Genomic DNA, 24,928 nt, shown 5'->3' with positions numbered 1-24,928 from the left:
GCCACCTCGGGTCCGCCCCTCGGGACCCCCTTAGAGGAGAACCGCATGCGCCACACCAAGGTGTCAGCAGCATGTCTTGCCTTGCTCATGTCAGCGACGAGCTGGGCGGTGCAACCCCCCGAACAGGGGCAGAGCGCCATCGCCAGCAAGGCGTTCTACAAGCCCGAGTTCTACCTGCCCATCCAGAACACACCGCTGGAGCAGGCGATGCGGACCATGGCCAAGGACACGGCCACGGGCTGGGATGACTTCTTCGCCCGCAACGGGAAGGACTTCCGCGTCCACATCGACCCTCGCACCGGCACTCCGTCGGGCATCGAGGGCTCCATTCCCCTCATCCCCGGCAAGGGCTTCCGCAACAACGTGACGCTGGACGGCGTGCGTGAGTCCATTGGCCGCTCCGTGGCGGCCGTGGACGAGTCCGTCATCGGCGACCTGGTCTTCAAGTTCATCGCGGACAACCAGGCCGCGTTCAACATCGACCTGATGCAGCTGGGCTCGCCCCGCATCACGGCGGTCAACGAGAACCTCTGGCAGGTCCACATCCAGCAGGTGGTCAATGGCCTGCCGGTGCGCCACGCGCGCATCGCCGCGACCATCAGCCACGGCAACCTCATCCTCATCGGCACCGAGGCGTGGGCCAACGTGGGCATCGACACGCGCCCGGCGCTCGCGCCGAACGACGCGCTGGTCGCGGGCAACGGCTTCGTCGGCCTGAACGCCAGCCCGCAGCAGCTCTGGCAGCAGCCCACGCTGGAGGTCGCCCCCATGGCGCCCCAGGGTGAGTCCTTTGCCGGCGCCGTGGGGACCGGCTACGAGCATCGCCTGGTCTACGCCTACGGCTTCCAGGACCCGGACGCCCACCAGCGCTGGAAGGTGACGGTGGACGCGCACTCGGGCGAGACGCTCGCCATCGAGGACGACAACCACTACTTCGACGCGCAGATCCAGGGCGGCATCTACCCGTCCACGAACATCGGCACCTGCGTGGACAACACGGTGTGCGGCACGATGAAGCCCAACTCGCCCATGCCCTGGGCGAACACGGGCCTGGCCTCGCCCAACAACTTCACGGATGGCGCGGGCATCTTCGCCTATAGCACTGGCACCGCCGCCACCACGCTGTCCGGCCGCTACGTCCGCGTGGCGGACACCTGCGGCGCGATCAACGTCAGCTCCACCACGGGCAACATCGCCATGGGCGGCGCGAACAACGACCACGACTGCATCACCGGCCAGGCGGGCAACTCCCCCGCGTCGCGCTCCAGCTTCTACGAGCTGAACAAGCTGGCCGAGCAGGCCCGCGGCTACCTGCCGGGCAACACCTGGCTGTCCACGCAGCTGCTCGCGAACGTCAACATCAACAGCACCTGCAACGCCTTCTGGAACGGCACGTCGGTCAACTTCTACCGCAGCGGCGGTGGCTGCCGGAACACCGGTGAGATTGGCGCCGTGTTCGACCACGAGTGGGGCCATGGCATGGATGACTTCGACTCGAACGGCGTGCTGTCGAACTCCAGCGAAGGCTACGCGGACATCGCGGCCATCTATCGTCTGCAGACGTCCTGCGTGGGCTACGGCTTCTTCCAGACCGGCAGCCGTGGCTGCGGTGTGACGCCGGACGGCACGGGGCAGAACCAGAACGAGTCGCAGGTCGGCACGCCGTGGTGCAACACCCGGTGCTCCGGCGTGCGTGACGCGGACTGGCAGGCGGCCACCTACGGCGGCGTGCCCGCGCCCCCGGCCACCCCGCAGAACTTCGTGTGCCCCAACTGCAGCTCCGGCACGGGCCCGTGCAGCCGTCAGGTTCACTGCGCCGCCTCGCCTGCCCGTCAGGCCGCCTGGGACCTGGTCAAGATCGACCTGGCTGGCGCGCCGTTCAACTACGACTCCAACACGGCGTTCATCGTCGGCAACAAGCTGTTCTACCAGGGCAGCGGCAACGTCGGCGCGTGGCACTCCTGTAACTGCACCGGCGGCACGTCCGACGGCTGCGGCTCCACCAACGGCTACATGCAGTGGCTGGCGGCGGACGACGACAACGGCAACCTGGCGGACGGCACGCCGCACATGACGGCCATCCACGCCGCGTTCAACCGTCACAACATCGCATGTAACACCACCCCCCCGGTGAACTCGGGTTGTTCGGCCGGCCCCACCGCGGCGCCCACGCACACCGCCACCCCGGGTGACGGTCAGATTGCCCTGAACTGGACGGCCTCCGCTGGCGCCAGCGAGTACTGGGTGATGAAGACCGAGGGCATGGGCTGCAACTTCGGCAAGGCGAAGGTCGCCACCGTCACGGGCACCACGTACACGGACTCCGAGGTCGCCAACGGCCGCGAGTACTGCTACTCCATCGTCCCCGCGTCCTCGAACGCGTGCTACGGCGCGGCGAGCGCGTGCTCGTGCGCCACGCCGGCCTGCACCGCGCCGGGCCTCGCCACCCTGTCCAGCCCCAGCAACGGTGCCACCGGCGCGGAGCTGGCCGCGGTGCTCGACTGGGCGGACGTGTCCGGTGCCTCCACCTACGAGGTCCAGGTGTCCACCGACCCGACGTTCGCGACGGTGACGGCCTCGGCCAACTCGCTGGTCTCCAGCACGTGGACGGTGTCCCCGGCGCTGAACGTCAACACCACCTACTACTGGCGCGTGCGGGCGAACAACTCGTGCGGCGGCGTGGGGGCCTGGTCCACCGCGTTCAGCTACACCACGCGCGGCTGCACGCCGCTGTCGGCTCCGACGCTCGCGTCTCCGGCGGACGGCGCCACGGGCGTCGCGACGTCGGCGGCGCTGGACTGGTCCGACGTGCCGAGCGCGGCCAACTACGTGGTCGAAGTGGCCTCTGATTCGGCGTTCACCAACATCGTCCGGACGGGCACCGCCCTGTCGGCCAGCAACTGGACGGTGACTCCGGCTCTGACGAGCGCCACCACGTACTACTGGCGTGCCCGCGCGGCGGATGTCTGCGGTGCCAGCCCCAACAGCACCGTGCGCAGCTTCACCACCAGCACGGTCTGCACGCCCGCGGTGGCCACGTTCAACACCACGCTCCAGGCTCCGACCTGCGGCAACGTGTGCGGTTGCGACACCGGCACCACGCTGGTCAACGGCCGCGGCACGCTGTCTGGCGGCGCCGAGCTGAACCAGCCGAACACCATCAACGACTCGTGCGCGGACGGCGTCTCCGGCGTCTACCACACCGATGAGAGCATCGACCGGGTGGTCATCAAGACGACGGACCAGGGCGCGTTCGCCACGGGCAAGCAGGTGACGGTGGAAGTCACCGTGTGGTGCTGGGGGACGACGGACTTCTTCGACCTCTACTACACGACGAACGCGTCGGCTCCGTCCTGGACGGCGCTGACCACCAACGTGGCCTGCACCGCGGGGGGGGTCGCGAGGACCTTCACTCACACGTTCAACCTGGGTGCCACGGCGGGCACGCACGCCATCCGTCCGCAGTTCCGCTTCAACGGGACGGCGAGCGCGTGCACCAGCGGCTCCTACAACGATCGTGACGACCTGGTGTTCTCGGTCGGCACGTCCGTGGCCGCGGCGGACAGCGGCAAGTCCGTCACGTCGCAGGGCCGCTCGGCCCCCGCGGGCCGCTGAAGCCCGGCGCCACGCCTCCACGCTTCCCAGGTCGGAGGTGCGGCGCTGACGTCAGCCTGAGCTGAACGAGAAGGGCTTCCGGGACACACTCCGGGAGCCCTTCTTCACGTCCGGGCGCCACGCCGCTCAGTGGCGGTCGCTCTCCGAAGGCGGCCCCCCGTGCTCGGACGTGTCGTCCATGGGGCCCGCGAACAGCAGCCCCTCCTCCACCGCGCCCCGCCCCGCCTGTCGCCGGGCATTCTCGCGGCGGTGGACGCGCCTCCAGTTCAGTTGCCGCGCCCGGAGCAACTCCTGGACGAGCACCTGCGCGGCGGCGGCCAGGGGCACTGCGACGACCGCGCCCAGGAGGCCCGCGAGCGCGCCGCCACAGAGCACGACGATGGAGATGAGCAGCGGGTTCATCCGGATGGCCCGGCGCTGCACCATGGGGCCCAGCACGTTGGACTCAATCTGCTGGTAGACCATGAAGACGACCAGCGCGATGACGGCCGCGCGCAGCCCCACCGTGGCCAGCGTCGTGAGGCTCACCAGCACGGCGCTGATGACACTGCCGATATAGGGAATGACCCCCAGCACCATCACCGCCAGCCCCAGGGCCAGGAAGAAGGGCACGCCCTGGACGAGCGCGACAGTGGCGGCCACGGTGCCGCCGATGGTCATCACCAGCAGCGTGCCGGCGACGTAGTTGCTCACCGCGGCGCGCATGCGCTCCACCAGCCCGCGCACGTGGTGCCTCCGGCGTGGCACCACCCACTGGAGGATGCTCTCGTAGAGTTCCTTGCCGAACAGCAGGCTGAAGACGGAGAGGGCCACCACGGTGATGCCCGCAGCCAGCAGTCCCAGGGTGGAGGAAAGGACCCCGACGGCACGACCCGCCAGGTCCATCGGCTCGAAGCGCAGCAGCTCCTCGGGATGCATCTCGAAGCCGTAGCGAGCTCCCAGCTCCCTCACCCATTGGGATTCGGAGAGCCGCTGCAGCAGCCCCGGCATCGCCTGGACCAGGCCCTCAATCTGCTGGACGAGCGCGGGCACCAGCGTGCCCACCAGCACGCCCACCAACCCCAGGAGCACCAGCGCCACCACGGCCACGCCCAACCCTCGCTTCAGGCCCCACCGCTCCAGCCGGCGCACCAGCGGATCCAACGCGAGGGAGAGCAGCAGCACGACGGCCAGGAGCGTGAACAGCGGATACAGCCGTCGGAGCACCAGCCAGCAGATCGCCAGGAGCAGCACCTGCAGCCCCACGGCCCACACCGTGCGGGCGGGGACGTAGACCGGCAGTTGGCGACTGGAGTCCTTCATGAGCGACAAGGTAGGAAGTGATGCGCCGCCAGTCAGGCCCCCTCGCGTGCGAGCCTGACAAGCTCCGCACATGAGAGCGGCCTGTCGGGCTCGCGGCGGATGGCCGTCCCCCCGTGGGGCAGCCGAGCGGCCAGGCCCCTCTGCGCCAGCTGACTCCACGGGGCGGGCAGCGGCGCTCCGAATCGAACCCGTGCGATGGGGGTGCAGGCGCCCCACCCTTTTGTTCGACGAGGTGGGGACACAACTGGACCACGCCCTTGTCCGATAATCTTCAAGCAGGTCTGGAATCGCCACGCCACGAGGAGGGCGACACGATGTGGATTGAAGCCATCGTCATGCCCCGGGAGCAGCCCACTGCGTCCCGGCCGTCCTCTCGCCAGGGTGGCAAGCGACCAGCCGCGTCCGCGCCCGCCAGGAGTCGAGCGGCGGTGCATCGGCAAGCGGGCGAGGAGAGCCAGCAGTTCCGCGACACGGTGCTGGGCTTCCTGCGGGCGCGGGAGTTGATGAGCGCCGTGCGCTGGGTGAGCGAGCCGGGGTTGTTTCCCCTGGTGACGCTGCACTGCACGCGCGGCGTGCTGGAGCAACTTCGCAAGGAGCCGGGGTTCGAGGCGGGGTTGTCCATGCCGCTGGAGTTGATGACCTGAGCACTGACGTCCGCCGGGAACGTCCCTAGGTTTCCCTTGGGAAACATGGGCGGGCCCGGGGCGTGTGGGGCGCGCGGCGCTCCTCCCTCCTCTGGCTCGCGGAGGGAAACATCATGAGCGAGTTCATCATCAAGCGATTCTCGACACCCGATGAGCGCCGGCCGTTCGAGGCGCACGGGCATGCGGACGTTCTCCAGTTCGACGGAGGGCGCACGGTGGGGATGGGCGTCTTCGAGCCCGGCTGGAAGTGGTCCCAGGACGTCAAGCCCATCGCCGGCACGGAGAGCTGCCAGGTGGCCCACTCCATCTACGTCGTCAGCGGGAGGATGGTGGTGAAGATGGATGACGGGGACCAGAACGAAATGGGTCCTGGGGACGTGGCCATCATCCCACCGGGACACGACGCGTGGGTCATCGGCAACGAGCCCTGCCTCTGCGTCGACTTCGAGGGCATGGCGGAGTACGCGCAGCGAGAAGCCACGAAGTCGACCCGGTCCGGCATGACGCCCGAGTCGGCGCCTGGCCTTCACTGAGTGAAGGGCCTCGGAGGGCGCACGCACGGCACCTGGTGCCTGGGCCCTCCGCGTGAAGGAAGCGGCCCCGGTCCGGCTACAGCCGGGGGTCCACCGGCTCGCTCTCCAGCGCGAGCACGCTGAAGACACACTCGTGGACGCGCCGCAGCGGCTCCTTCCGGACGAAGCGCTCCAGTGCCTCCACCCCCAACGCCAGCTCCCGCAACGCCAGCGAGCGCTTCGTGGACACCCCTCGCTTGCGCAGACGCTCCAGGTGCTCCGGCGCGGTGTACTCCGGACCGTAGATGATGCGCAGGTAGTCCGGGCCCCGGCACTTGATGGCCGGCTGGAGGACTCCCTTCTGGCCTCGGGCCACGTACGCGAGGGGCTTCACCACCATGCCCTCCCCGCCTCGCGAGGTCAGCGACTCCCACCAGCGCGTCGCGTCCTCGACGGCCCGCGCGTCACTCAGTGACACCACGCGATGGGACGTCGCCATGAGCCAATCCGGGTCCGCGCGACACACCTTCGCCAGCGTCTCCAGGTGCCACACGCGGGCTCTTGTGCAGCAGGGAGCCCAGGTCTGTCGCGGGGGAATGGGTCGTCGAGAGTGGCAGGAGCATTCAGTGCCAGACCCGGGTCGAGGCGATGAGCGTGTCGAGGTCGATGCGAAAGGCGCGAGTGCCTTCTCCACCGTAGAGCCAGGGACCGCGCCCGCACATCCAGGTCGGCTGCCACCGGGTACCGTCCGGGTCCACGAAGACGAAGGTGCCCGCCGGAGTCAGCGCCTCCTCGCGGCCACCGTGCAGGACGAACAACTCGAAGGTTGAGCGCGCCGAATAGGAGCCTCCGAACAACACGTGCGTCGCCCCCACGGCGAGCGCGCTCGCCCCTGTGACAGGCGTCTTCCAGACAGCGGGCCGGCCCCCCGTGCGCAGGCGGACCAGGGGAAAGTCCGTGTAGAAGTACAGCCACATCTCGTCATTGGAGGCGACGTTGAGCGCGTAGCAGTCGACGATGACATCGGTGCCCACGGCCTTCGCGTCGTACTCACTGAGGCGCTGGCCCCGCGCATCGAAGAGGACCAACCCGCTTCGTCCAATCGGCTCGCTGTCGATATCCCCGCGCCCCCACCCTCGATTGCCGAGCACGCCTTCGTCGAAGTAGCTCACCCACAGGCGCCCGTCGGCGGTGGCCTGCACGTCCTGGATGCCATCGCCGAGGGTGAGTTCACGCGTCACACGCCCGTCGCGGGAATAGACCACCGCGTTGCGTTCGTGCGCGTCCTTGTCGAGGTAGCCGCAACGGCCGCCCACCAGCAGCAGCTCGCCCTCCGGCAGGGGCTGCACGAAATGGAAGTTGCGTCGGTTGGGCGGCAAGCGGACGCACTCGGGCGGAGCATCCGGCGAAGAGAAGCGCAGGACCTCGTAGGTCTGCGGCACATCCGCCAGCGACTTCGCGAAGGATGGGAGGCCCGGTGCGACCTTCTCCCGGTCGTCCCGTTCTCCCTCCAGGGCCAGGAGCCACAGGTCGAAGTCGGGTCCGACGCCTTGGGCCATCAACTCCCGACCCGAGAGGGCCTCGGAAAAGTCGACGAAACACGGCACCTCGAGATGCGTCAACTCACGCTCGGTCATGGGGTTTCTTTCGCGCAGGGAGCCGAGGGGCCAGCTCCAGGAACCGTGTGCCGGGGGGCCGGTTTCGAGGCGTCGGACGCCGGGCGCGGAGACGACCTGACGCCCTCTCCCATCAACCCACCCGCATGCGCGACGGGCTCCTGCGCTAGGATTCCAGGCCCCCCCGCGCGCTTCGTTCCCTGCTTCGGAGTCCTTCATGTTGTCGCATCGCGCAGTCGCGCCGCTGCTCGTCCTCTTCCTGTTCACCGCCTGCTCGGATTCCGACCCCACACCCGGGCCCGTGGACAGCGGAACCAAGACGGATGCCGGCCCTGGACACGACGGAGACCCTGACGGTGGCCCACCCCTGGATGGTGGCCCCGACACAGATGCGGGCCCCACGCTCGACGGTGGCCCCGACACGGATGGCGGCTTCACTCCAGACAGCGGCCCCGACACGGATGGCGGCTTCACTCCAGACAGCGGCCCCGACCTGGATGGTGGGTTCGTTCCGGACGCGGGCCCCGACACGGACGGTGGCTCGACCACGCCTCCCGTCGTCCTCACGGAGACCCTGGCGGACACATACACGGGTGATCCCTACTCGCTCGCCCTGTCTGCGAGCGGTGGACTCGCGCCCCTGACCTGGGACGTCACCGCCGGAGCACTGCCCGCGGGCCTCACGCTCGGCACCAACGGCTCCCTCGCCGGCACACCCTCGGCGGCCGGTGATGCGACCTTCACCGTGCGCGTGCGGGACGCCTCGGGCGCGAGCGACACCGCCGACCTCGCCCTCTCCGTCTACGCGCGTCCTCGCATCGTGCAGTTCCAGCTCTCATCCCATGAAGTCGGCGAGAGCGTCTCGCTCACGCTGACCGTCGTCGGCGGCAAGGCCCCCATCACCTTCGCGCGCGTGGGAGACCTGCCGCCCGGCCTGACGCTGTCGGCGCAGGGACTCCTCCAGGGAACCTTCACCGAGGCGGGCCAGTTCAGCTTCGTCGTCTCGGCGACGGACGCCAATGGAAGGCAGGCGCAGTATGCCACCCAGCTCACCGTCCTCACCGCCTTCAGCGTCACCACCGCTTCACTGCCCGGAGCCACCCGGGATGCGGCCTACCAGTCCACCCTCGCGGCCACCGGAGGCGTCGAGCCCCTGAGCTGGGCCGTCACGATGGGCGCGCTGCCAGATGGCCTCACGCTGTCCTCGGAGGGTGTCCTCTCCGGGACGCCCACCGTGCAGGGAACGTTCGACCTCATCGTCACGGCGACGGACTCCACGGACCGCACGGCTTCGCGGAGCCTGGTGCTGACCATCTCCAGCTTCAGCCCGCCGGTCTTCAAGGTGGGCCACTACAACCTCACCTATTTCGGCTCCGACACGCAGGGTCCCGTGAACTCGACGTCGCAGGGCGGCGCGCTGGATGACCTGCAGATTGCCTCCGCGCGCGACGTCATGCTCCAGGCGGGCGCCAACCTGTGGGGCATGGTGGAGATGGTCGACGTCGTCGACTTCGACACCCTCAAGGCCCAGCTCCCGGGCTTCAGCGGCTTTCTCTCCAACAACGCCAACTACGTCACGGGCAGCACCTCTCCGTACGGCGGCACCACGCAGAAGCTGGGCATCCTCTACGACAGCACGCTCACCTTCCAGAGCGCGGAGCTGCTCCGCGTGGGCAGCGAGAGCGACTTCGGAAACCGCCCGCCCCTGCGCGTGAACTTCACCACCGAAATCCAGGGCACGCAGACGCCGCTCGTCGTCATCGTGGTCCACATGCGCGCGGAGAACGGCGTCGACACCAGCCCCCGCGCCACCCGTGAGCGCGCGAGCGCCGCGCTGAAGGAGTACCTGGACCAGAACCTGTCCAACGAGCACGTGCTCGTCCTGGGCGACTGGAACGACGACGTGGACGAGTCCATCACCCTGGACCCCGGCACCCAGCAGCCCATGCTCACGCCGTACCAGAACTTCGTGTCGGACCCGAACGGCTACACCTTCATCACCCGTGAGCTGTCGCTGGCGGGCGACGACACGTCCATCGGCTTCGAGAACATGGTGGACCACACGCTGGCCAGCAACGAGGTGGCCGCCCGCTATGTCCCGAGCTCCGCCGAGGTCATCTACGCGGACGAGTGGGTGCCCGACTACTTGAACACCTTGAGCGACCACCGCCCTGTCGTCAGCACGTATGCGTTCAGCTCCGCGCCGGAGCCGTTCGTGCGGCTCAAGGACCCCCACGGAGGCACCTTCCTCGCCGGCTCCGTGCTCCACATCCGGTGGCATGCCTGGGGTGTCGGTGACGTGCGCGTGGAAGCCACCACCGATGGTGGCACGACGTGGAGCGTGCTGGCCGCCTCGGTGCCCGCCGTCCAGGGCAGTCATGCGTGGACGTTGCCCGCCCTCTCCTCCACGAACACGCTCGTGCGGGTGGTGGACACGTCGAACGCCACCCTCTTCGACGAGAGCGACGCGCCGGTGACCATCGTCCAGGGCGCCAGCCGCGTCATCATCAACGAGGTGCTCGCCAACGAGCCCGCCGTCAACGGCAACAACAACCCCGCCTATGAGTTCGTGGAGCTGGTCAACGTCGGCGCCGTCGCCGTGGATATCTCGGGATGGAGCGTGTGGGACTCCGCCCTCTCGCGCCATGTCTTCCCGGCCGGAACCACGCTGGGCGCGGGCAAGGCCGTGGTCGTCTTCGGAGGGGCCGCGGGCATCCCTCCGGGCAGGACGAACGCGGTGAGGGCCTCCAGTGGAGCGCTCGGACTGAGCAACGATGGCGACACCGTGCGCCTGCGCAAGGCGGACAACACCGACGTGGACACGTACAGCTACGTCTCTCCCGCTGACAATGTGTCCGACAACCGCTCCCCGGATGCGGACCCGAACGGGGCCTTCGTGCGGCACACGTCGCTGCCCTCCTGCCTCACCTCGTCCCCGGGGTTGCGCGCGGACGGCACCGCGTTCTGACGCACCGCGAAGGCGCTCGGGAATCCCCGGGCGCTCTCGCATCCTGGCTACACGAACGGTGCGGGGAGGAGTAGGAAGCGGGGCATGCGCACCCTGCTCTCCTCCGTGCTGCTCTGCCTGTTGGTGACTCCCTCGCTCGGCGCCGCCCAGACCGAGCGCGCCCGCCCCCGCGCCAGGAACCTGGGCATCACCTTCGGTGGCCAGTCAGGTCCGCTCGGCGCCATCACCGATGTGCCCGGCGTGGAGGTGGGCCATACGACGCTCATCTCCGGCGAGGGGCGCATCGAGCCCGGAAAGGGCCCCATGCGCACCGGTGTCACGGCGGTGCTGCCCCGTGGCAGGGACGGCGTCGCGGAGCCGGTGTTCGCCGCCATCTACGCCCTCAATGGCAACGGTGAGATGACAGGCACCCATTGGATTCAGGAGTCCGGTGAACTCAATGGCCCGGTGATGATTACCAACACCAACGACATCGGCGCGGTGCGCGAGGGCGTCATCTCCTGGGCGATGGGCAAGGACCTCGCGTGGGACCTGGGGCTGCCCGTGGTGGCGGAGACTTGGGACGGGATGCTGAACGACCTCTATGGCTTCCACGTCAAGCCGTCGCACGCCATCCAGGCACTCGAGTCCGCACGCCCGGGCCCCATGCTGGAGGGCTCCGTCGGAGGCGGCACCGGCATGGTGTGCCACGGCTTCAAGGGCGGTATCGGCACCGCCTCGCGCAAGCTGCCGGAGTCCGCGGGCGGCTACACCCTGGGCGTGCTGGTGCAGTGCAACTACGGCTCGCGACGCCTCTTCTCCGTGGAGGGCGTTCCCGTCGGCGAGGAGCTGGCGGACCACAAGCCCTGCTATCTCGGCACGCAGAAGCCCGGCAGCCCGATGATGGGCTCCCTGACGTCCTGCGGCGCCACCGGCGGTCCGCCCGCGGTGCCCACTCCCTTCGAGGGCGCGGGCTCCATCATCATCATCGTCGCGACGGATGCCCCCCTGCTGCCCCACCAGCTCGGACGGCTCGCGCGGCGCGTGCCGCTGGGCATCGCGAAGATGGGCGGACTGGGTGAGAACTACTCGGGAGACATCTTCCTCGCGTTCTCCACGCAGAGCCTCAAGCCCGCGGCCCAGGAGCGTCCCGCCAACGTCGCGGTGCTCAGCAACGACAGACTCAATCCCCTCTTCGAGGCCACGGTCCAGGCCACACAGGAAGCCATCCTCAACGCGATGCTCGCCTCCGACACCATGACGGGCGCGGACAACATCCGCGTCTACGGCCTGCCCCCGGACGGACTGGTGAAGGCCCTGAAGAAATACGGACGGCTCACGCCCGCGCCCAAATCCAAGCGGCCCCCGGCAGGCAAATCCGGCCGATGAGTCCAGGCCCGAGACAGGAGTGTGCTCGGAGGTGCGCGCGAAACATTCAAGACAGGCGGACGGCCGAGCCTCGGCCTCTGTGAAACGGAACACTGTCATCTGTCGACACGTCGGTTGGGCGTGACGACGTCGTGACGTCCGTGATTAAGAAACGAGGATGCGCTTCTCCTTCTTCGCGACGCCCACCACCCTGAAGAAGCTCAACTCCCCCGAGCTGCCAAAAGTCCTCCTCGCTGGAGGATTTAACGGTTACTGGAACTTCGGGGACATCCTCATGCTGCAAGGGGTTGTCCGCTGGCACCGCGCGCGCCAGGAGTCAGCGGTCGTGGCCTCCCTGCATGAGCTGGGCAGGGTGACGGACCCGCAGTCCCTGAAACAACTTCCCGCGGTGCTCGGCACGGAGGACTTCGTCTTCTTCTCGGGCGCGCCCTGGGAGGAGGCGGACCGCTCGGCGAGGAGCCTGGGGTTGGAGCCCGTGTCCCCGCTCCTGCTTCGGGGGCCCTGCCGCCTGCACGTCTACGGCGGCGGGTACTTCAACGGGCGCTGGGGGGACTCCATGCTGGAGCTCATCGAGACGGTGCTCCGCGCGTGGCTGCCGGGCCACTACGTCCTGTCGGGACTCCAGGTGGGGCCGGAGTTCGCCGGCCGCCTCGCGGCGCATGCGCGGCAGTGGCAGCCGGCGCTCGTCGGTTGCAGGGATCCGGAGTCCACCGAGGCCCTCGTCGCTTGCGGCCTGGAAGCGCGCCTGTCTGGAGACGACGCGCTGGAGGAGCTGGACCGCGCGGGCGCGCAGGCCTCACGCGGCGAACCCCGCACGCCTGGCGCCGGACGCTTCGCGCTGCACATGAACCTCTCCACGTATGTCTACACGAACGTGGGAGAGGACCCGGCGCTGATGCCCACGCCCACCACGTTGATGAACGGGCAGCTCCAGGCGCTGCGGGCGCGATTCGGAGAGGACGCCTCGCCCGTCGTCCTCAACGCGTACATCGATGAGCGGCCCGTGGTGGAGGACAGCGTCGCGGCCATGCGCAAGACGTCCTTCCCGGAGTACTTCCCTCGCGCGGACGTCATCGACCTGGTGGGCCTGCTCTTCCAGGGACGACTGCATCAGGCCGTCGAGCAAATCCAGCAGGGCGAGGTGCTCTTCGCCTCGTCCTACCACGTCACGTTGCTGGGCAAGGTCGCCGGAGTGCCCACCCACCTGTTCGCCTTCAACGACTACTACCGCCAGAAGAAGGCGGGGCTCGCGGAGACGGAGGGTTCGCTCGCGGAGTTCCTTTCGAGCGACTGGAGCCAGTCCCTGGCCCGAGGCACGGAGTACATCGAAAGCCAGCGGGCGCTGCGCCGCGAGTGGCTGGAGCGACTGGCGGTCAGCCTGGAGCTGCCGACGCCGGACGTGAGCTGGGTGTCGCGCGCGTCCCTGTGGATGGAGGACTTCCGCCAGGAGCTCCAGCAGGCGCGGCTCCAGCGGGCCGAGGATGCGCAGGCGGCCCAGGCCGCCGCGAGGGAAGCGGAGGCGCGCCACCAGGCGCTGCTCGAGCGCGGCGAGGCCACGGAGGCCCGGCTGCGGGAGCTGGAGCAGCAGCGCACGCGGTGGGAGGCGGAGCAGTTGGAGCTGCACACCCTGAGGGCACGGCTCGCCGCGCGCGAGGAGGAGCGGGAGGAATTGTTCTCCCTGCGTGAGCAACTCGCCGCGCGCGAGCAGGAGCTGCGCGCCTTCGCGGAGCGGGAGGAGGAGCTGCGGGCCAGCTACGAGGCCCTGCTCACCACCGAGCCCCCGCTGCGCCACCGGCTGGTGGACGACCTGAATGACCGCCTCATCAAGGCCGGTGGCCCGCGTGCCCACCGCGCCATCAAACAACTGGTGCGGGCCACGGTGAAGCGCGGCAAGTAGCTACGGCGCCGGTGCGTGGGACGAAGCCCCCTGCTTCCCGGCGGAGGGCTGCTGTCCCGCCACCCACGCGTCGACCTTGCGCTCGAGCACGTCCAGCGGCAGCGAGCCCCCGAGCAGCACCACGTCGTGGAACTCGCGCACGTCGAAGCGCGAGCCCAGCGCCTGCTCGGCGCGCGTGCGCAGCTCCTGAATCTTGAGCTGCCCCACCTTGTACGCGAGCGCCTGCCCGGGCCAGGCGATGTAGCGGTCCACCTCGTTGGTGATGTCCAACGCCTGGCGGGGCGCGTTCTCCATGAAGTAGTCGAGGGCCTGCTGGCGCGTCCACTGCTTCACATGCATGCCGGTGTCCACGACGAGGCGGACGGCGCGCCACATGTCATAGGAGAGCTGGCCGAACTTGTCGTAGGGGTCCGCGTAGAGGCCCAGCTCGTCCCCCAGCGTCTCGCAGTACAGCGCCCAGCCCTCGCCATAGGCCACGTAGTAGCCGTAGCGACGGAACTCAGGCAGCCCCAGTTGCTCGGTGGCCAGGGCCGTCTGGAGGTGATGTCCGGGCACCGCCTCGTGCAGCGTGAGGGGCACCATCTCCCAGAGCGGGCGCGTCTCCGGACGGTAGAGGTTCACCAGGTACGTGCCGGGACGCGAGCCGTCCGAGGCCGCCGGGTAATAGAAGCCCGTCGTCACGTCGGGGGCCATGGCCTCCGGTGTCGCCTCCACCGCGTAGGGCTGGCGCGGCAGCGTCTTGAACAGGCGCACCAGCAGCGGGTCAATCCGCTTGGACAGGGCCCGGTAGCGCATCAGCAGCTCGTCGCCGGTGCGGGCGTAGAAGCGCGGGTCCGTGCGCAGGAACTGGAAGAACTCCGCGAGCGAGCCCTGGAAGCCCGTCCGCTTCATGATGGCCTCCATCTCCCCTCGGATGCGCTTCACCTCCGCCAACCCCTGGGTGTGGATCTGCTCCGGCGTCAGCGCGGTGGTCGTGTACTTGCGCGCGAAGAAGCCATACATCTCCACGCCGTCCTGAAGCTGCCAGACGCCCACGGCCTCGGGCGCGCCCGGGAGGTACTCGGCGGTGAGGAACTGGTGGAAGCGCCGCAGCGCGGGCACCACGCCCTCGCGCACGGCCTTCCGGCCCGCCTCCGCCAGACGCTGCTGCTCCGTGGCGGGGAGCTTCTCGGGGAAGCGCAGGAAGGGGCTGTAGAAGCCGCTCTTCGTCGGGTCCTCCACGAGCTGCCGCTCTATTTGAGGCGGGATGCGCTGGAGGATGACGCGCGGATGCACCTTCTTCAGGCGCAGACCCTCGCGCATCAACGCCACCACCTGGTCCACATAGGTGCCGAAGCCCTGGAGCCGGACGAGCCAGTCCTCGTAGTCCTTCACCGTCTCGAAGCGCAGCGTGTCCGCGAGCTGGTAGGCCGTCTGCACGCCAGGGGGCTGCTTGATGCCCTCGGGGATGCCTCCCATCTGATTCGTGGGCAGCAGATACCAGCCGAAGCGGTGCTCCTCCACCCACGTCTCGTGGTCCCTGCGGAACAGGTCCAGGTTGAGCTGCTCCTCGGCGGACAGCCGCGCGCGCTCCACCTTCTTGAGCTTCTCCAGCACCTGTCGCGAGTGCTGGTGGTCCGCCTGGATGGCCGCGAGGCTCAGGTCATCCCAGCGCTCGTTCCAGCGACGGTCGCCCTGCACGGACGCGTACGTCGGACTGTGCTCGAGCTGGTACTGCCAATCCTGCTCGATGAGGGCACGCAGCGTGCTGGCCGCGTCCGGCTTCTTCGCCTCGGCATCCACGGACATCATCAGGAGAACTCCCAGGGTGGTGAGTTGGAGCCACTTCACGAGAACAGCTCCAGCAGGTCTTCACGGGTGATGGCCGCGGCGCCGGCGGCCTCGCTCAAGGCCGCTTCAATCAGCGCGCGCTTCTTGTCCTGGAGTCCGAGGATGCGCTCCTCGACGGTGCCCTGGGACACCAGGCGGTACACGTTGACGGGCCGCTCCTGACCGATGCGGTGCGCGCGGTCCGCCGCCTGCGCCTCCACGGCCGGGTTCCACCACGGGTCCACCAGGAAGACGTGGTCCGCCGCCGTGAGGTTCAAGCCCGTGCCGCCCGCCTTCAACGACATGAGCAACACCGGCGGGCCGTCCTCCGACTGGAAGCGGGAGGTGACATCGCCGCGATTCACCGTGGTGCCGTCCAGCCGGTCGAACCCGATGCCCGCCTGCTTCAGCGCCGGCTCGATGAGGTCCAGGAGCGAGGTCCACTGGGAGAACACGAGCGCCTTGTGGCCCTCCGACACAGCGGTATCGAGCGCGTCCACCAGCGTCTCCACCTTCGACGACGAGGTCGCCTTCTGACCGGGGACGAGCGCCGGGTGGCACGCCGCCTGTCGCAGTCGCAGGAGCGCCTCCAGCGCCTTGAGCACGCTGCCGCCCTCGTTGAGCAGGGCGACCACTTCCTTGCGCGTCGCCGCCATCACCGAGTCGTAGATGGAGCGCTCGCGCTCATCCAGCGACACGTGCATCACCGACTCGATGCGCGGGGGCAGCTCCGGCGCGACGTCCCGCTTGAGCCTGCGCAGCACGAAGGGGCGGATGCGACGGCGCAGGTCCGCGGAGGCCGCCGCGTTGCCCTCGGAGATGGGGCGCGACACCTTCTCCTCGAACTGCCGCCGTCCCCCGAGCAGGCCCGGGTTGGTGAAGTGCATCAAGCTCCACAGCTCGTCCAGCCGGTTCTCCAGCGGCGTACCGCTGAGCGCCAACCGGAAGTTGGACTTGAGGCCGAACGCGGAGCGCGCGACCTGGCTCTCCGGGTTCTTGATGGCCTGCGCCTCGTCCAGCACCAGGGCGGCCCACTCCCTGGCGCCCAGCGCCGCCGCGTCCAGTCGCAGAATCGAGTACGTGGTGAGCGTCACGTCGGCCGCCGGGTCCAGCTCGCGGCCGGGGCCGTGGTAGACGCAGACGCTCAACGACGGACGGAAGCGCTTGAGCTCCGCCACCCAGTTGGGCAGCACGCTGGTGGGACAGACGACGAGCGAGCGCGGCCCCAACACGCAGATGGTCTGCAGCGTCTTTCCCAGACCCATGTCGTCCGCGAGGATGCCGCCCAGGCCCGCGCTCTTGAGGAAGCCCAGCCAGCTCACACCCGTCTGCTGGTAGTGACGCAAGGACGCGTTGAGGTCCTCCGGCAACACGGGCGGCGGCAGCTTCTCGAATCCCTCGACGAGCGGCGCCAGCTTGTCCAGGCCCGGAGGAGGCGGCTGCTCCAGCGTCTCGCACAGCGAGGAGAGCTGCGGCAGCGCGTGGTTGGAGACGCGGCCGTCCGGCTGACGCGCGGCGAGCAGGTCCGCCACGCGCTGACCATGCTTGTCCAGCCACGCGCGCGGCAAGGGCGCCCAGCCGCCCCCCACCAGCGGGACCAACCCGAGCCCTTCCTGCCAGGCCCGGACGACGGCCGCCGCGTCCACCGAGCGGGCCTCGCCGCCCTTGCCCCCCTCCACCTGGAACTCGAGCGTGAAGCGCACCTGCGGGATTCCCGCGCCATCCCCCGCGGACTCGACCGAGAGCGATGGACGCAGCCGCACATCCGGACTCACCACGGACGCGCCGTCACCGGCCAGGTCTCCGCCCCACCGTCGCAGCCGGTCCGCCCAGCGCACCATCTCCGGGCCCTGCACCGTCACCCGACGTCCGGGCACCAGGTTCAGCTCCTCACGGAGGTCGTGGATGAGCCGCTGCTCCACCGCCTCGTCGCGCAGCGGCACCGCGCCGCGCAGGTACACCATCTTCCCGTTGTCGATGCGCACCGTCGGCGGCGCGCCGTAGACGAGCGTGGGAAGCACGGACAGGCCCGACTCGAGCTGGTTCAGCTCCAGCAGGATGCGCGGCTTGAGCTCGCGGTCGATGGACGGCACACGCTTCGTGCGCACCTCCACCGGCATCCGGCGGCCCAGCTCCGGCAGCACCTTCGACGTCAGCTCGCCGAGGTTCTCCGCGCTGTACGTGCGGATGATGGGGAGGTTCTGGAGCCACGGCCCCGTCATGCCCGTCTCACCCATGCGGGCCAGCGCGTCTCCCACGCGGGCCACGCCGGGGCTCACGACTTCGGACACGCGCGAGTCGCGCGCCACCGTCACCACGAGCTGCCCGCCGCGCTCCTCGACCAGCGCCCGGGGCACCACCACCTCGTCGGGGATGGCGACGGGGCGACCGTCCAACAGGACGTTGCGCGCCTGCACCAGCACCTTGAGCAACGCGTCGAGCGTCTCCGGGTTGAGTGTGCCGCGCGTGCGGCGCTGCTCCAGGATGCGGTCGGCGAGCAGGTCCGCCTGCTCCACCTGGAGCTTCGCGGCCTGCGCGGGCTTCGCGATGTACGAGGTGAGGCTGCCCTCCAGCGCCTCTTCCTTGCCGTCCGCGTGGGCCAGCGTGCGCTTGAGCTGGAGGCCGTCCCCCGTGCGCGTGAAGTGATAGGCGATGCGAGACCAGCGGGTCGCCGCCGTCTGCATGGGCGCGTCCTCCCGCTCCGCCTGTTGGAGCGAGATGGCCGCCGCGACGACATGCTCACACGGGTCCACGAGGCTGGGGCAGTCACACTCCCAGGCGTCGTCGGCGGGATAGAGGGCCACCGTGAAGGGGACCGGGCGCCCCGCCGAGCGGACCCTCAGCTCCAGCTCGCTGTCCGTCTTCGACTGGAGGACCACGGCCCCGTCACGGGCGAGACCCACGCCTTTGGACCAGAGACCGGGGCGGGCTTCCTTCCGAACGGCTTCGAGCAGCTTGGCGAATGCGGACATGGGAGTGTCGACTCCCTACGCCCCCGGGGTGCGCCGCGCAACGGCGATGCGCACCCCGGCTCCCCCGCTCAGCCGCAGGTCAGCGTCCAACGGCAGGTATTAGACAGGCATTCCTTGCCATACAGGCACGTTGCCCCCTTGGCCTTCTTCGGCTGACACTTGCCGCTGTTGAGCCCCCAACCGCAGTACTGGGTGCTCGCGCAGTCGGTCTCCTGGTCGCAGATGCAGGTGCCCGCGCTGTTGCAGCCGGACGCGGTGCATGCGTCGCTGACGCACTCCTCCTTGAAGCGGCAGGACTCGCCCACCGCCTTGGAGTCCGGCGCGTAGTGCTCGCCGCACAGCACCGGGTACGCGGCCTCGCGCGTGCCCTTGTCCACGTAGGAGGCCACGCCCGCGGTGTCGATGTCCGCCGCCGCGTCCGCCATGCCCGTGCGCGGGTTGGACGCGCGCTCCCACACCTTGAGGAAGGCCTCCGCCGAGCCGGACAGCCCCGTGGTGTTGGCGCCCACGCGGCCCAGGTCCTTCAGCAAGTCAGGCAGGTAGCCCACGTGCGCGAGGCCGAACTCGTCGAAGCCCGTGCCCAGGCGCGCGGGGCCGGAGACGTTCTGTTGACGCAGGTGCGCATCCGCCTCCGCCTGGAACGTCGCGGAGCACGCGCCGTTGTTGCCGAAGCGCGGACGCGTCTGCTGGATGAAGCCGTTGAGGTCCGCGCCGAAGGCCATGGGGACCTTGAGGCCCTGGCGACCGAACTCGACGGCCTGGGCCAGCGAGCGCGTGGAGCCATGGCAGTTGTTGGCGACGCCGGAGCGCGTGTACGCGCGCGTCTCGTCATGCGCGGTGCGCAGGCCGAAGATACCACCCGTCTGGCGCAGGTAGCGCACCACCCACGCGGGCGTCGTCTTCTCGTCGTCGGCGAGCTTCGGGTTCATCACCTCGCGGAAGTGGCCGTGGGAGATGACCAGCGGGTAGTAGGTGTTCGCCTGGGCGACGGCGAAGGCGTCCTGGAGGCCCTTCTCCGACAGGTGGGCCACGTCGATGAGCATGCCCTTGCCCATCATCGTCTGGAGCAGCGCCTTGCCGTCCGCGGTGAGGCCCTTGGTGTTGCGGCAGTTGCCGGCCGCGTCGCGGTACACATCGAAGCCCAGCGTCATCGTGTCCGTCGTCACGCCGCAGTCGGTGTCGATGTGGCAGTTCTCCGTGAACTGCGCGGCCTGGAAGATGGCGTTGTGCAGCGCCGCGCCGCCGAAGCGGTTGTCCAGCTGGTGCACCGGCTGGAGCGAGCGGACGCCCAGGGCGTGGAAGCGGTCCAGCTCCAGGCGCCAGTCCTTGGTGCCGAACAGCTTGCTCGTCTCGATGGAGAGCACCATGGCCAGCTTGCCCGAGGCGATGATGCTGCGCGCGTGCGACGGCGTCAGGGCGATCTCCACCCAGTCGGTGCGCGCGTCGAAGGCCCGCGCCATCTGGAGCTGCAGCTCCACGTCCACCATCTCGTCACACGGCCGGGAGATGTTCTGGTACGGCAATGCCTTGCAGAGGAACTCGTTGCTGACCAGCGACACCATGACCAGGGACATGCCGCCCTGGTGCGCCTGCCGCAGCCACCCCTCCCACGACTGCTGATGCGCGATGGTGTCCCAGCGCGGCCACTGCGTGTTCACCGACATGCGCCCCAGGTGGATGCCCGTGTCGCCCTCGGTGCCCTCGATCTTCCCGATGAACTCCGAGCCCACCGCGCCGCCCAGGCCAAAGAACGCCGCGAGCAACGGGTTGCCGCTCAGGTCCACCCCGGGGCAGAGGTTGAGCAGGTTGCTCAGGTCCATGCGCACCCGGGCGTGGTCACTCTCCGGCAGGCCACCGTCACAGCTCACCAGCGAGCCGGTGTGGCTGCCGTGGAACCACCCGCCGCCGAACGCCTCCTCCGCGAACATGTGGTGGTGCAGCTCCGCGAAGCCCGGCGCGGCCAGGGGCTGCGTCTGGGCCTCGGTGGCGACCTCGACGGGAGCCTCACCCTCCTGCACGGGGCCGCACGCGAGCCCGAGACAGAGGGTGAGAGGAAGGAGGGCCAGGGCTCCCTGGCGCCGACGGTGCTGAGACATGAACATGGAGGGGGATTCCTTCTGGGATGCAGGGGCGGACGGCTCCGCCTTCGCGCCCGGGAGGATACTCCCCGCACGACGGGCATATCGAGCAATCCACGCCCACCTCGAGACCGTGGTTTCAGGGGACGTCTCCGTGCGTCACGAGGAGTCGCCGGCCTGGAAGCGGCGGGCGCCGGGGTGTCGGTCCAATGACAGGCGCGTCTGAACCCGGTTGACGGCGTGGAGCGGAACAACAGACACAGTGCGGTAGGTCGGGCGCACATCCGCGCTACCAGAGCCATGCTGATACGATTGTCCTCGCCCATGGCGTCCCGCACTGGCGCGAGGTCGGCCGGGGTCTCGAAGGAGCAGTCATGTCCCTGCGCCGTGTCCTCCCGTGGAGCCTCGCCCTCCTGTTGTCCTTCACCACGGCCGTCTTCGCCGAGCCGACCGCCACCGAGGTCCTCGCGCCCGAGTCCAGCGAGCCCCAGGACGCGGCGAGTCTGGTCTGTGTCGCGGTCCGGTGCTCGACGGTGAGCGAGTGCTGGGCCGCGTGCCCTGGCGCGAGCAGCGTGAGCTGCGTCAGCAATGGGTGTCGATACACCCTTCCTGGTGGTGGTGGCGGCGGTGGAGGCCCGTGGTGCGAGCTGACGCGGTGCAGCGACGACGCCGACTGCGTGTGCAAGGGGCAACAGGGTTACTGCGAAGCCCGCGCCTGTCAGTACTGAAGTCGAGGTGCGCCTTGGGCCGTCCTCGCGGCGGCCCGAGGCAAGGCGGTATCCTCGTGCGCCGCACCTGGAACGCGTTCCGCGGTCCGGTGCGCCACAAGGGCTTATGCACCTGGACGACTACACGCGATACGACGCGATGGGGCTGGCGGAGCTGGTGCGTCGCAAGGAAGTGACTCCGACGGAGCTGACGCAAGCGGCGCTCGCGGCCATCGCCCGCGTCAATCCGAAGCTGAACGCGGTCATCGACGTCCGGGAAGCGGACGCGCGGGCCGCCGTGCAGACGGGGCTTCCCCAGGGTCCTTTCACCGGGGTGCCCTTCCTCATCAAGGACCTGGCGTTGCATGCGGCGGGCGTCCCGACGGACCTGGGGAGTCGGCTGACGCGCGGACTGATGCTGCCGTTCGACTCCGTGTTGATGGAGCGCTTTCGCCGCACGGGCGTGGTGTTGCTGGGCCGGACGAACACGCCGGAGTTCGGCAACAACGCGACGACGGAGCCGGTGCTGCATGGCCCCACGCGCAACCCATGGGATTTGGGACGCAGCTCCGGTGGCTCCAGTGGAGGCTCGGCGGCGGCGGTGGCGGCGGGCATCGTCCCGGTGGCCCATGGCAATGATGGCGGCGGCTCCCTGCGCATTCCCGCCGCCCTCTGTGGAGTGTTCGGCCTGAAGCCCACGCGCGGGCGCAACTCCGTGGGGCCCAATTCAGGAGAGGCCATCAACGGCCTGGGCGTGGAGCATGTGGTGACGCGCTCGGTCCGCGACAGCGCTGCGATGCTGGATGCCACCCACGGTCCCGCGGTGGGCGACCCGCACTACGCGCCGCCGCCGGAGCGGCCCTATCTCAACGAGGTCCGGCGGGAGCCGGGGCGGCTGCGCATCGCGATTTCGAGGAGGCCCGCGTCCGGAGGGCCCGTGAGCCCCGACAACGTCGCGGCGGTCGAGGACGCCGCGAAGCTATGCGCCTCCCTGGGGCACGACCTCGTCGAGGCAGCGCCCGTCTATGACGACGCCGCGCTGGTGGAGGCGATGGTGACGGTCTGGTCCTCGACCAACGCGGCCCTGGCGGGGATGCTGGGCGGGGCCCTGGGACGTCCCGTGGGCCCGGACACGCTGGAGGCCACCACCTGGGCGGCGGTGCAGCATGGCCGTTCGCTGAAGGCGACGGATCTCCAGGCAGCGCTGGGAGTGTTCAATCAGGTCAGCCGCGCCGTGGGCGCGTTCTACGTGGACCATGACCTGCTGCTGACGCCCACGGCGGCGGTGCCGCCCTACCCGCTGGGCGCGATGGATTCCAACAAGCCGATGAGCGCTGGCGAGTGGTACCGCCACGTGTTCTCGATGATTCCCTTCACCGCGCTCTACAACGTGACAGGACAGCCGGCGATGTCCGTGCCGCTGCACTGGAACGCGCAGGAGTTGCCCATCGGCGTCCAGTTCGTGAGCCGCTTCGCGGATGAGGCCACGTTGTTCCGCCTCGCGGGACAGTTGGAGGAGGCACGTCCGTGGTCCGTGCGCCGGCCTCCCGTGCATGCGGCGCGGGACGCCTGACACGCCCTTGAGTGAGCGGGCTGGGCCTCTCAAGGAAGAGAGGCTCAGCGCGGGAGCGGCAGGTATCGACCGAGCCCGTCCATGACCAGGCTCTCGATGCGCACCACCGTGCGCTTCGGGCCGACCTCCAGCCTGTCGAACTTCGTGAGGACGGAGAGGAACGGCGTCTCCCGCTTTCGCTCTCGAATCTCCGACCAGGGAATGAACAGGGGAGGATGGAAGGGCATGAAGACGGGAATCATCGAGATGTAGAGGCCATCCTCGTCCGCCCCCACGGTGAGCGAGTTCCTGTAATGGACCCAACCCATCCGCCCCGTGACACCACTGATGGCGCCCCTCGGCATGGGTTCGTCCGTGCGAAACCTCCGCGCGAGCCAGAACCAGCCCCCCTTGAGCGACGAGAAGAGCGCCAACGCCAGCAGGCCCACCACAAACAGCGGAATGCCCAACCAGAGCGGAATGGAGGTCGCGGCCAGCAGAAACACGGAGGGTGTCTCCATCATCGTCACTCTCCCTGCCGAGGCGCGCGTGCCCAGACCACATCCCAGATGGACGCAGGGGACGAAAACCCAGGCACCACGAGCCGGACCAGCACTTCCGTGGAGGCCACCTGGGCGCCCTGACTCCGCGCCTCCGCGAACAAGCCTCGGAGCAGCGCGGGCCCATCCACATACACCGCGGACAACAGCCCGGACTCGCCCACCGGAGCCGGCGGCGAGACGTCCGGGTCACGAGGCTTCAAGCCCCAGGCCTCGAGGATGTCGCGGTACAGCTCATCCAGGTCATACAGCGGCGCATGGATCCCCAACGCGCCACACGGACAATCCCAGCCAAAGCCCCGAGCCAATCCGCCCTGGTCCAGCATCCGGCCCCGCGCGGCCACTCCACAGAGGCCACACTTCACTGAACCCACCTCGCCTGTGAGCTCATGCCGGGCGTCGAAGGTGATGCTCAGCGTTTCCATCAGTTCGCCGGGGGCAGGTAGAAGTCGAGGGATTCCGTCACGGCGGCCCGGAGCCGAATGCGGGTGGAGTGCTCCCCCGCCCGAAACGTGTCGAGCTTCATGAAGAAGAACGACGTGACCTCCCTGTCATGAATCTCCGACCAGGGGATCCGCAGCGGGGGATGAAAGAGTCGGAAGATGAGATTCGGCACCAGGTAGAGCCCCTGCGCATCGCCGCCCACGGCAAGACAGTTCGTGTAGTCGATCCAGCCGATCTTCCCCGAAGTGAAGTTCCGCATGTCGCTCGGGGCGGGCCCGTCCGCGCGGAACTGCCTGGCGAGGCCATGCCAGCCACTCACCCACGACACCACGCGCAGGACCGACGCGAACCCCACGACGAACAGGAGCGTGGCTCCCCAGGGATGCGTCTTGACCAGGAGTTGGAGGAAGGGCGAGTGCATGAGCTCGGTCCTAAGTCGCCAGGGTCAGTCGCGAAAGCGCCTCGCGCAGTCGCTCGGGAATCGCCGTGGACTTGCGCGTCTGGCGGTCCACGAAGACGTGGACGAAGTGCCCGTGGGCCGCCGCTTCCGACGCCCCTTCCTTGAAGATGCCAATCCCATACGTCACCGAGCGCGTGCCCAGCTTGTCCACCCGAAGCCCCGCCCGCAGCGCGTCTGGATAGGCGAGCGGCGCGCGGTAGTGGCACTTCGACTCCACGACGAGCCCGATGACGGAGCTGCCGTGGATGTCCAACCCGCCCTCCTGGATGAGGAAGTGGTTCGCCACCGTGTCGAAGTAGCTGTAGTACGTGACGTTGTTGATGTGGCCGTAGACGTCGTTGTCCATCCACCGTGTGGTGATGGGCAGGAAGTAGCGATAGCGCTCGGCGGTCTCGACGTCACTCACGGATTCAGTCTCCCCATG

18 protein-coding genes are annotated in these 24,928 nt (G+C 69.1%); 8 read left to right on the top strand and 10 right to left on the bottom strand.

The window, feature by feature from the left end; translation table 11 throughout:
* Window positions 1-45 precede the first annotated feature (45 nt).
* Entirely contained in the window at window positions 46-3,615 is a 3,570-nt protein-coding gene (locus HUA74_RS15430; protein ID WP_174455123.1) for an endopeptidase, read from the top strand.
* Window positions 3,616-3,741: 126 nt separating this feature from the next.
* On the opposite strand, the gene HUA74_RS15425 is transcribed toward HUA74_RS15430, so the two are convergent.
* Entirely contained in the window at window positions 3,742-4,917 is a 1,176-nt protein-coding gene (locus HUA74_RS15425) for an AI-2E family transporter (protein WP_174455122.1), read from the bottom strand.
* A 428-nt stretch (window positions 4,918-5,345) separates the two neighbouring features.
* Between HUA74_RS15425 and HUA74_RS15420 the strand changes: the two genes are divergently transcribed.
* Both HUA74_RS15420 and HUA74_RS15415 read left to right on the top strand, forming a co-directional pair.
* A complete protein-coding gene (locus HUA74_RS15420) occupies window positions 5,346-5,561 on the top strand; it encodes a hypothetical protein (protein WP_254614498.1) in 216 nt (71 codons plus the stop codon).
* Window positions 5,562-5,674: 113 nt separating this feature from the next.
* On the top strand, window positions 5,675-6,094 hold the full coding sequence (locus tag HUA74_RS15415) for a cupin domain-containing protein (RefSeq protein ID WP_174455120.1): 420 nt from the start codon (window positions 5,675-5,677) through the stop codon (window positions 6,092-6,094).
* Between the two features lie 76 nt (window positions 6,095-6,170).
* On the opposite strand, the gene HUA74_RS46805 is transcribed toward HUA74_RS15415, so the two are convergent.
* Window positions 6,171-6,626 carry a hypothetical protein gene (locus HUA74_RS46805; protein ID WP_371745572.1) on the bottom strand — a complete coding sequence of 152 codons (456 nt, stop codon included), beginning with the start codon at window positions 6,624-6,626 and terminating at the stop codon, window positions 6,171-6,173.
* A 70-nt stretch (window positions 6,627-6,696) separates the two neighbouring features.
* Complete coding sequence (locus HUA74_RS15405; RefSeq protein ID WP_174455119.1) at window positions 6,697-7,710, bottom strand: hypothetical protein; 1,014 nt, start codon at window positions 7,708-7,710, stop codon at window positions 6,697-6,699.
* Between the two features lie 196 nt (window positions 7,711-7,906).
* On the opposite strand from HUA74_RS15405, the gene HUA74_RS15400 reads away from it, so the two are divergent.
* From HUA74_RS15400 to HUA74_RS15390, 3 genes are all read left to right on the top strand, one after another.
* The gene (locus tag HUA74_RS15400) at window positions 7,907-10,657 is read left to right on the top strand and encodes a putative Ig domain-containing protein (RefSeq protein ID WP_174455118.1); all 2,751 of its coding nucleotides are present in this window, start codon (window positions 7,907-7,909) and stop codon (window positions 10,655-10,657) included.
* Window positions 10,658-10,741: 84 nt separating this feature from the next.
* Complete coding sequence (locus HUA74_RS15395) at window positions 10,742-12,025, top strand: P1 family peptidase (protein ID WP_174455117.1); 1,284 nt, start codon at window positions 10,742-10,744, stop codon at window positions 12,023-12,025.
* Between the two features lie 157 nt (window positions 12,026-12,182).
* Complete coding sequence (locus HUA74_RS15390; protein ID WP_174455116.1) at window positions 12,183-13,922, top strand: hypothetical protein; 1,740 nt, start codon at window positions 12,183-12,185, stop codon at window positions 13,920-13,922.
* On the opposite strand, the gene HUA74_RS15385 is transcribed toward HUA74_RS15390, so the two are convergent.
* The 3 genes from HUA74_RS15385 to HUA74_RS15375 all read right to left on the bottom strand — a co-directional run bounded on the left by HUA74_RS15385 (window position 13,923) and on the right by HUA74_RS15375 (window position 20,799).
* Window positions 13,923-15,710, bottom strand: a complete 1,788-nt coding sequence (locus HUA74_RS15385; protein ID WP_174455270.1) for a DUF885 family protein — start codon at window positions 15,708-15,710, stop codon at window positions 13,923-13,925.
* A gap of 38 nt (window positions 15,711-15,748) precedes the next feature.
* Entirely contained in the window at window positions 15,749-18,703 is a 2,955-nt protein-coding gene (locus tag HUA74_RS15380) for a DEAD/DEAH box helicase (protein ID WP_174455115.1), read from the bottom strand.
* A 68-nt stretch (window positions 18,704-18,771) separates the two neighbouring features.
* A complete protein-coding gene (locus HUA74_RS15375; protein ID WP_254625085.1) occupies window positions 18,772-20,799 on the bottom strand; it encodes a membrane dipeptidase in 2,028 nt (675 codons plus the stop codon).
* A gap of 356 nt (window positions 20,800-21,155) precedes the next feature.
* Here HUA74_RS15375 and HUA74_RS15370 point away from each other — a divergent pair, with 356 nt between their 5' ends.
* Window positions 21,156-21,509: a hypothetical protein gene (locus HUA74_RS15370; protein WP_174455113.1), complete on the top strand. Its 354-nt coding sequence runs from the start codon at window positions 21,156-21,158 to the stop codon at window positions 21,507-21,509.
* A gap of 106 nt (window positions 21,510-21,615) precedes the next feature.
* Complete coding sequence (locus HUA74_RS15365) at window positions 21,616-23,061, top strand: amidase (RefSeq protein WP_174455112.1); 1,446 nt, start codon at window positions 21,616-21,618, stop codon at window positions 23,059-23,061.
* 44 nt (window positions 23,062-23,105) lie between these two features.
* Here the strand turns inward: HUA74_RS15365 and HUA74_RS15360 are convergent, their stop codons facing one another.
* The 4 genes from HUA74_RS15360 to HUA74_RS15345 are packed head-to-tail and all read right to left on the bottom strand — an operon-like array spanning window position 23,106 to window position 24,910.
* Window positions 23,106-23,564: a hypothetical protein gene (locus HUA74_RS15360; RefSeq protein WP_141640905.1), complete on the bottom strand. Its 459-nt coding sequence runs from the start codon at window positions 23,562-23,564 to the stop codon at window positions 23,106-23,108.
* Between the two features lie 2 nt (window positions 23,565-23,566).
* On the bottom strand, window positions 23,567-24,025 hold the full coding sequence (locus HUA74_RS15355) for a hypothetical protein (protein WP_174455111.1): 459 nt from the start codon (window positions 24,023-24,025) through the stop codon (window positions 23,567-23,569).
* A complete protein-coding gene (locus HUA74_RS15350; RefSeq protein ID WP_174455110.1) occupies window positions 24,025-24,465 on the bottom strand; it encodes a hypothetical protein in 441 nt (146 codons plus the stop codon). Before HUA74_RS15350 ends, HUA74_RS15355 begins: the two co-directional genes overlap by 1 nt.
* 10 nt (window positions 24,466-24,475) lie before the next feature.
* Window positions 24,476-24,910, bottom strand: a complete 435-nt coding sequence (locus tag HUA74_RS15345; protein ID WP_141640902.1) for a thioesterase family protein — start codon at window positions 24,908-24,910, stop codon at window positions 24,476-24,478.
* Window positions 24,911-24,928 lie beyond the last annotated feature (18 nt).

The sequence above is a fragment of the Myxococcus sp. CA051A genome, from assembly GCF_013336705.1.
Classification (GTDB): domain Bacteria; phylum Myxococcota; class Myxococcia; order Myxococcales; family Myxococcaceae; genus Myxococcus; species Myxococcus llanfairpwllgwyngyllgogerychwyrndrobwllllantysiliogogogochensis.
This window is presented reverse-complemented; position numbering and strand designations above follow the sequence as displayed.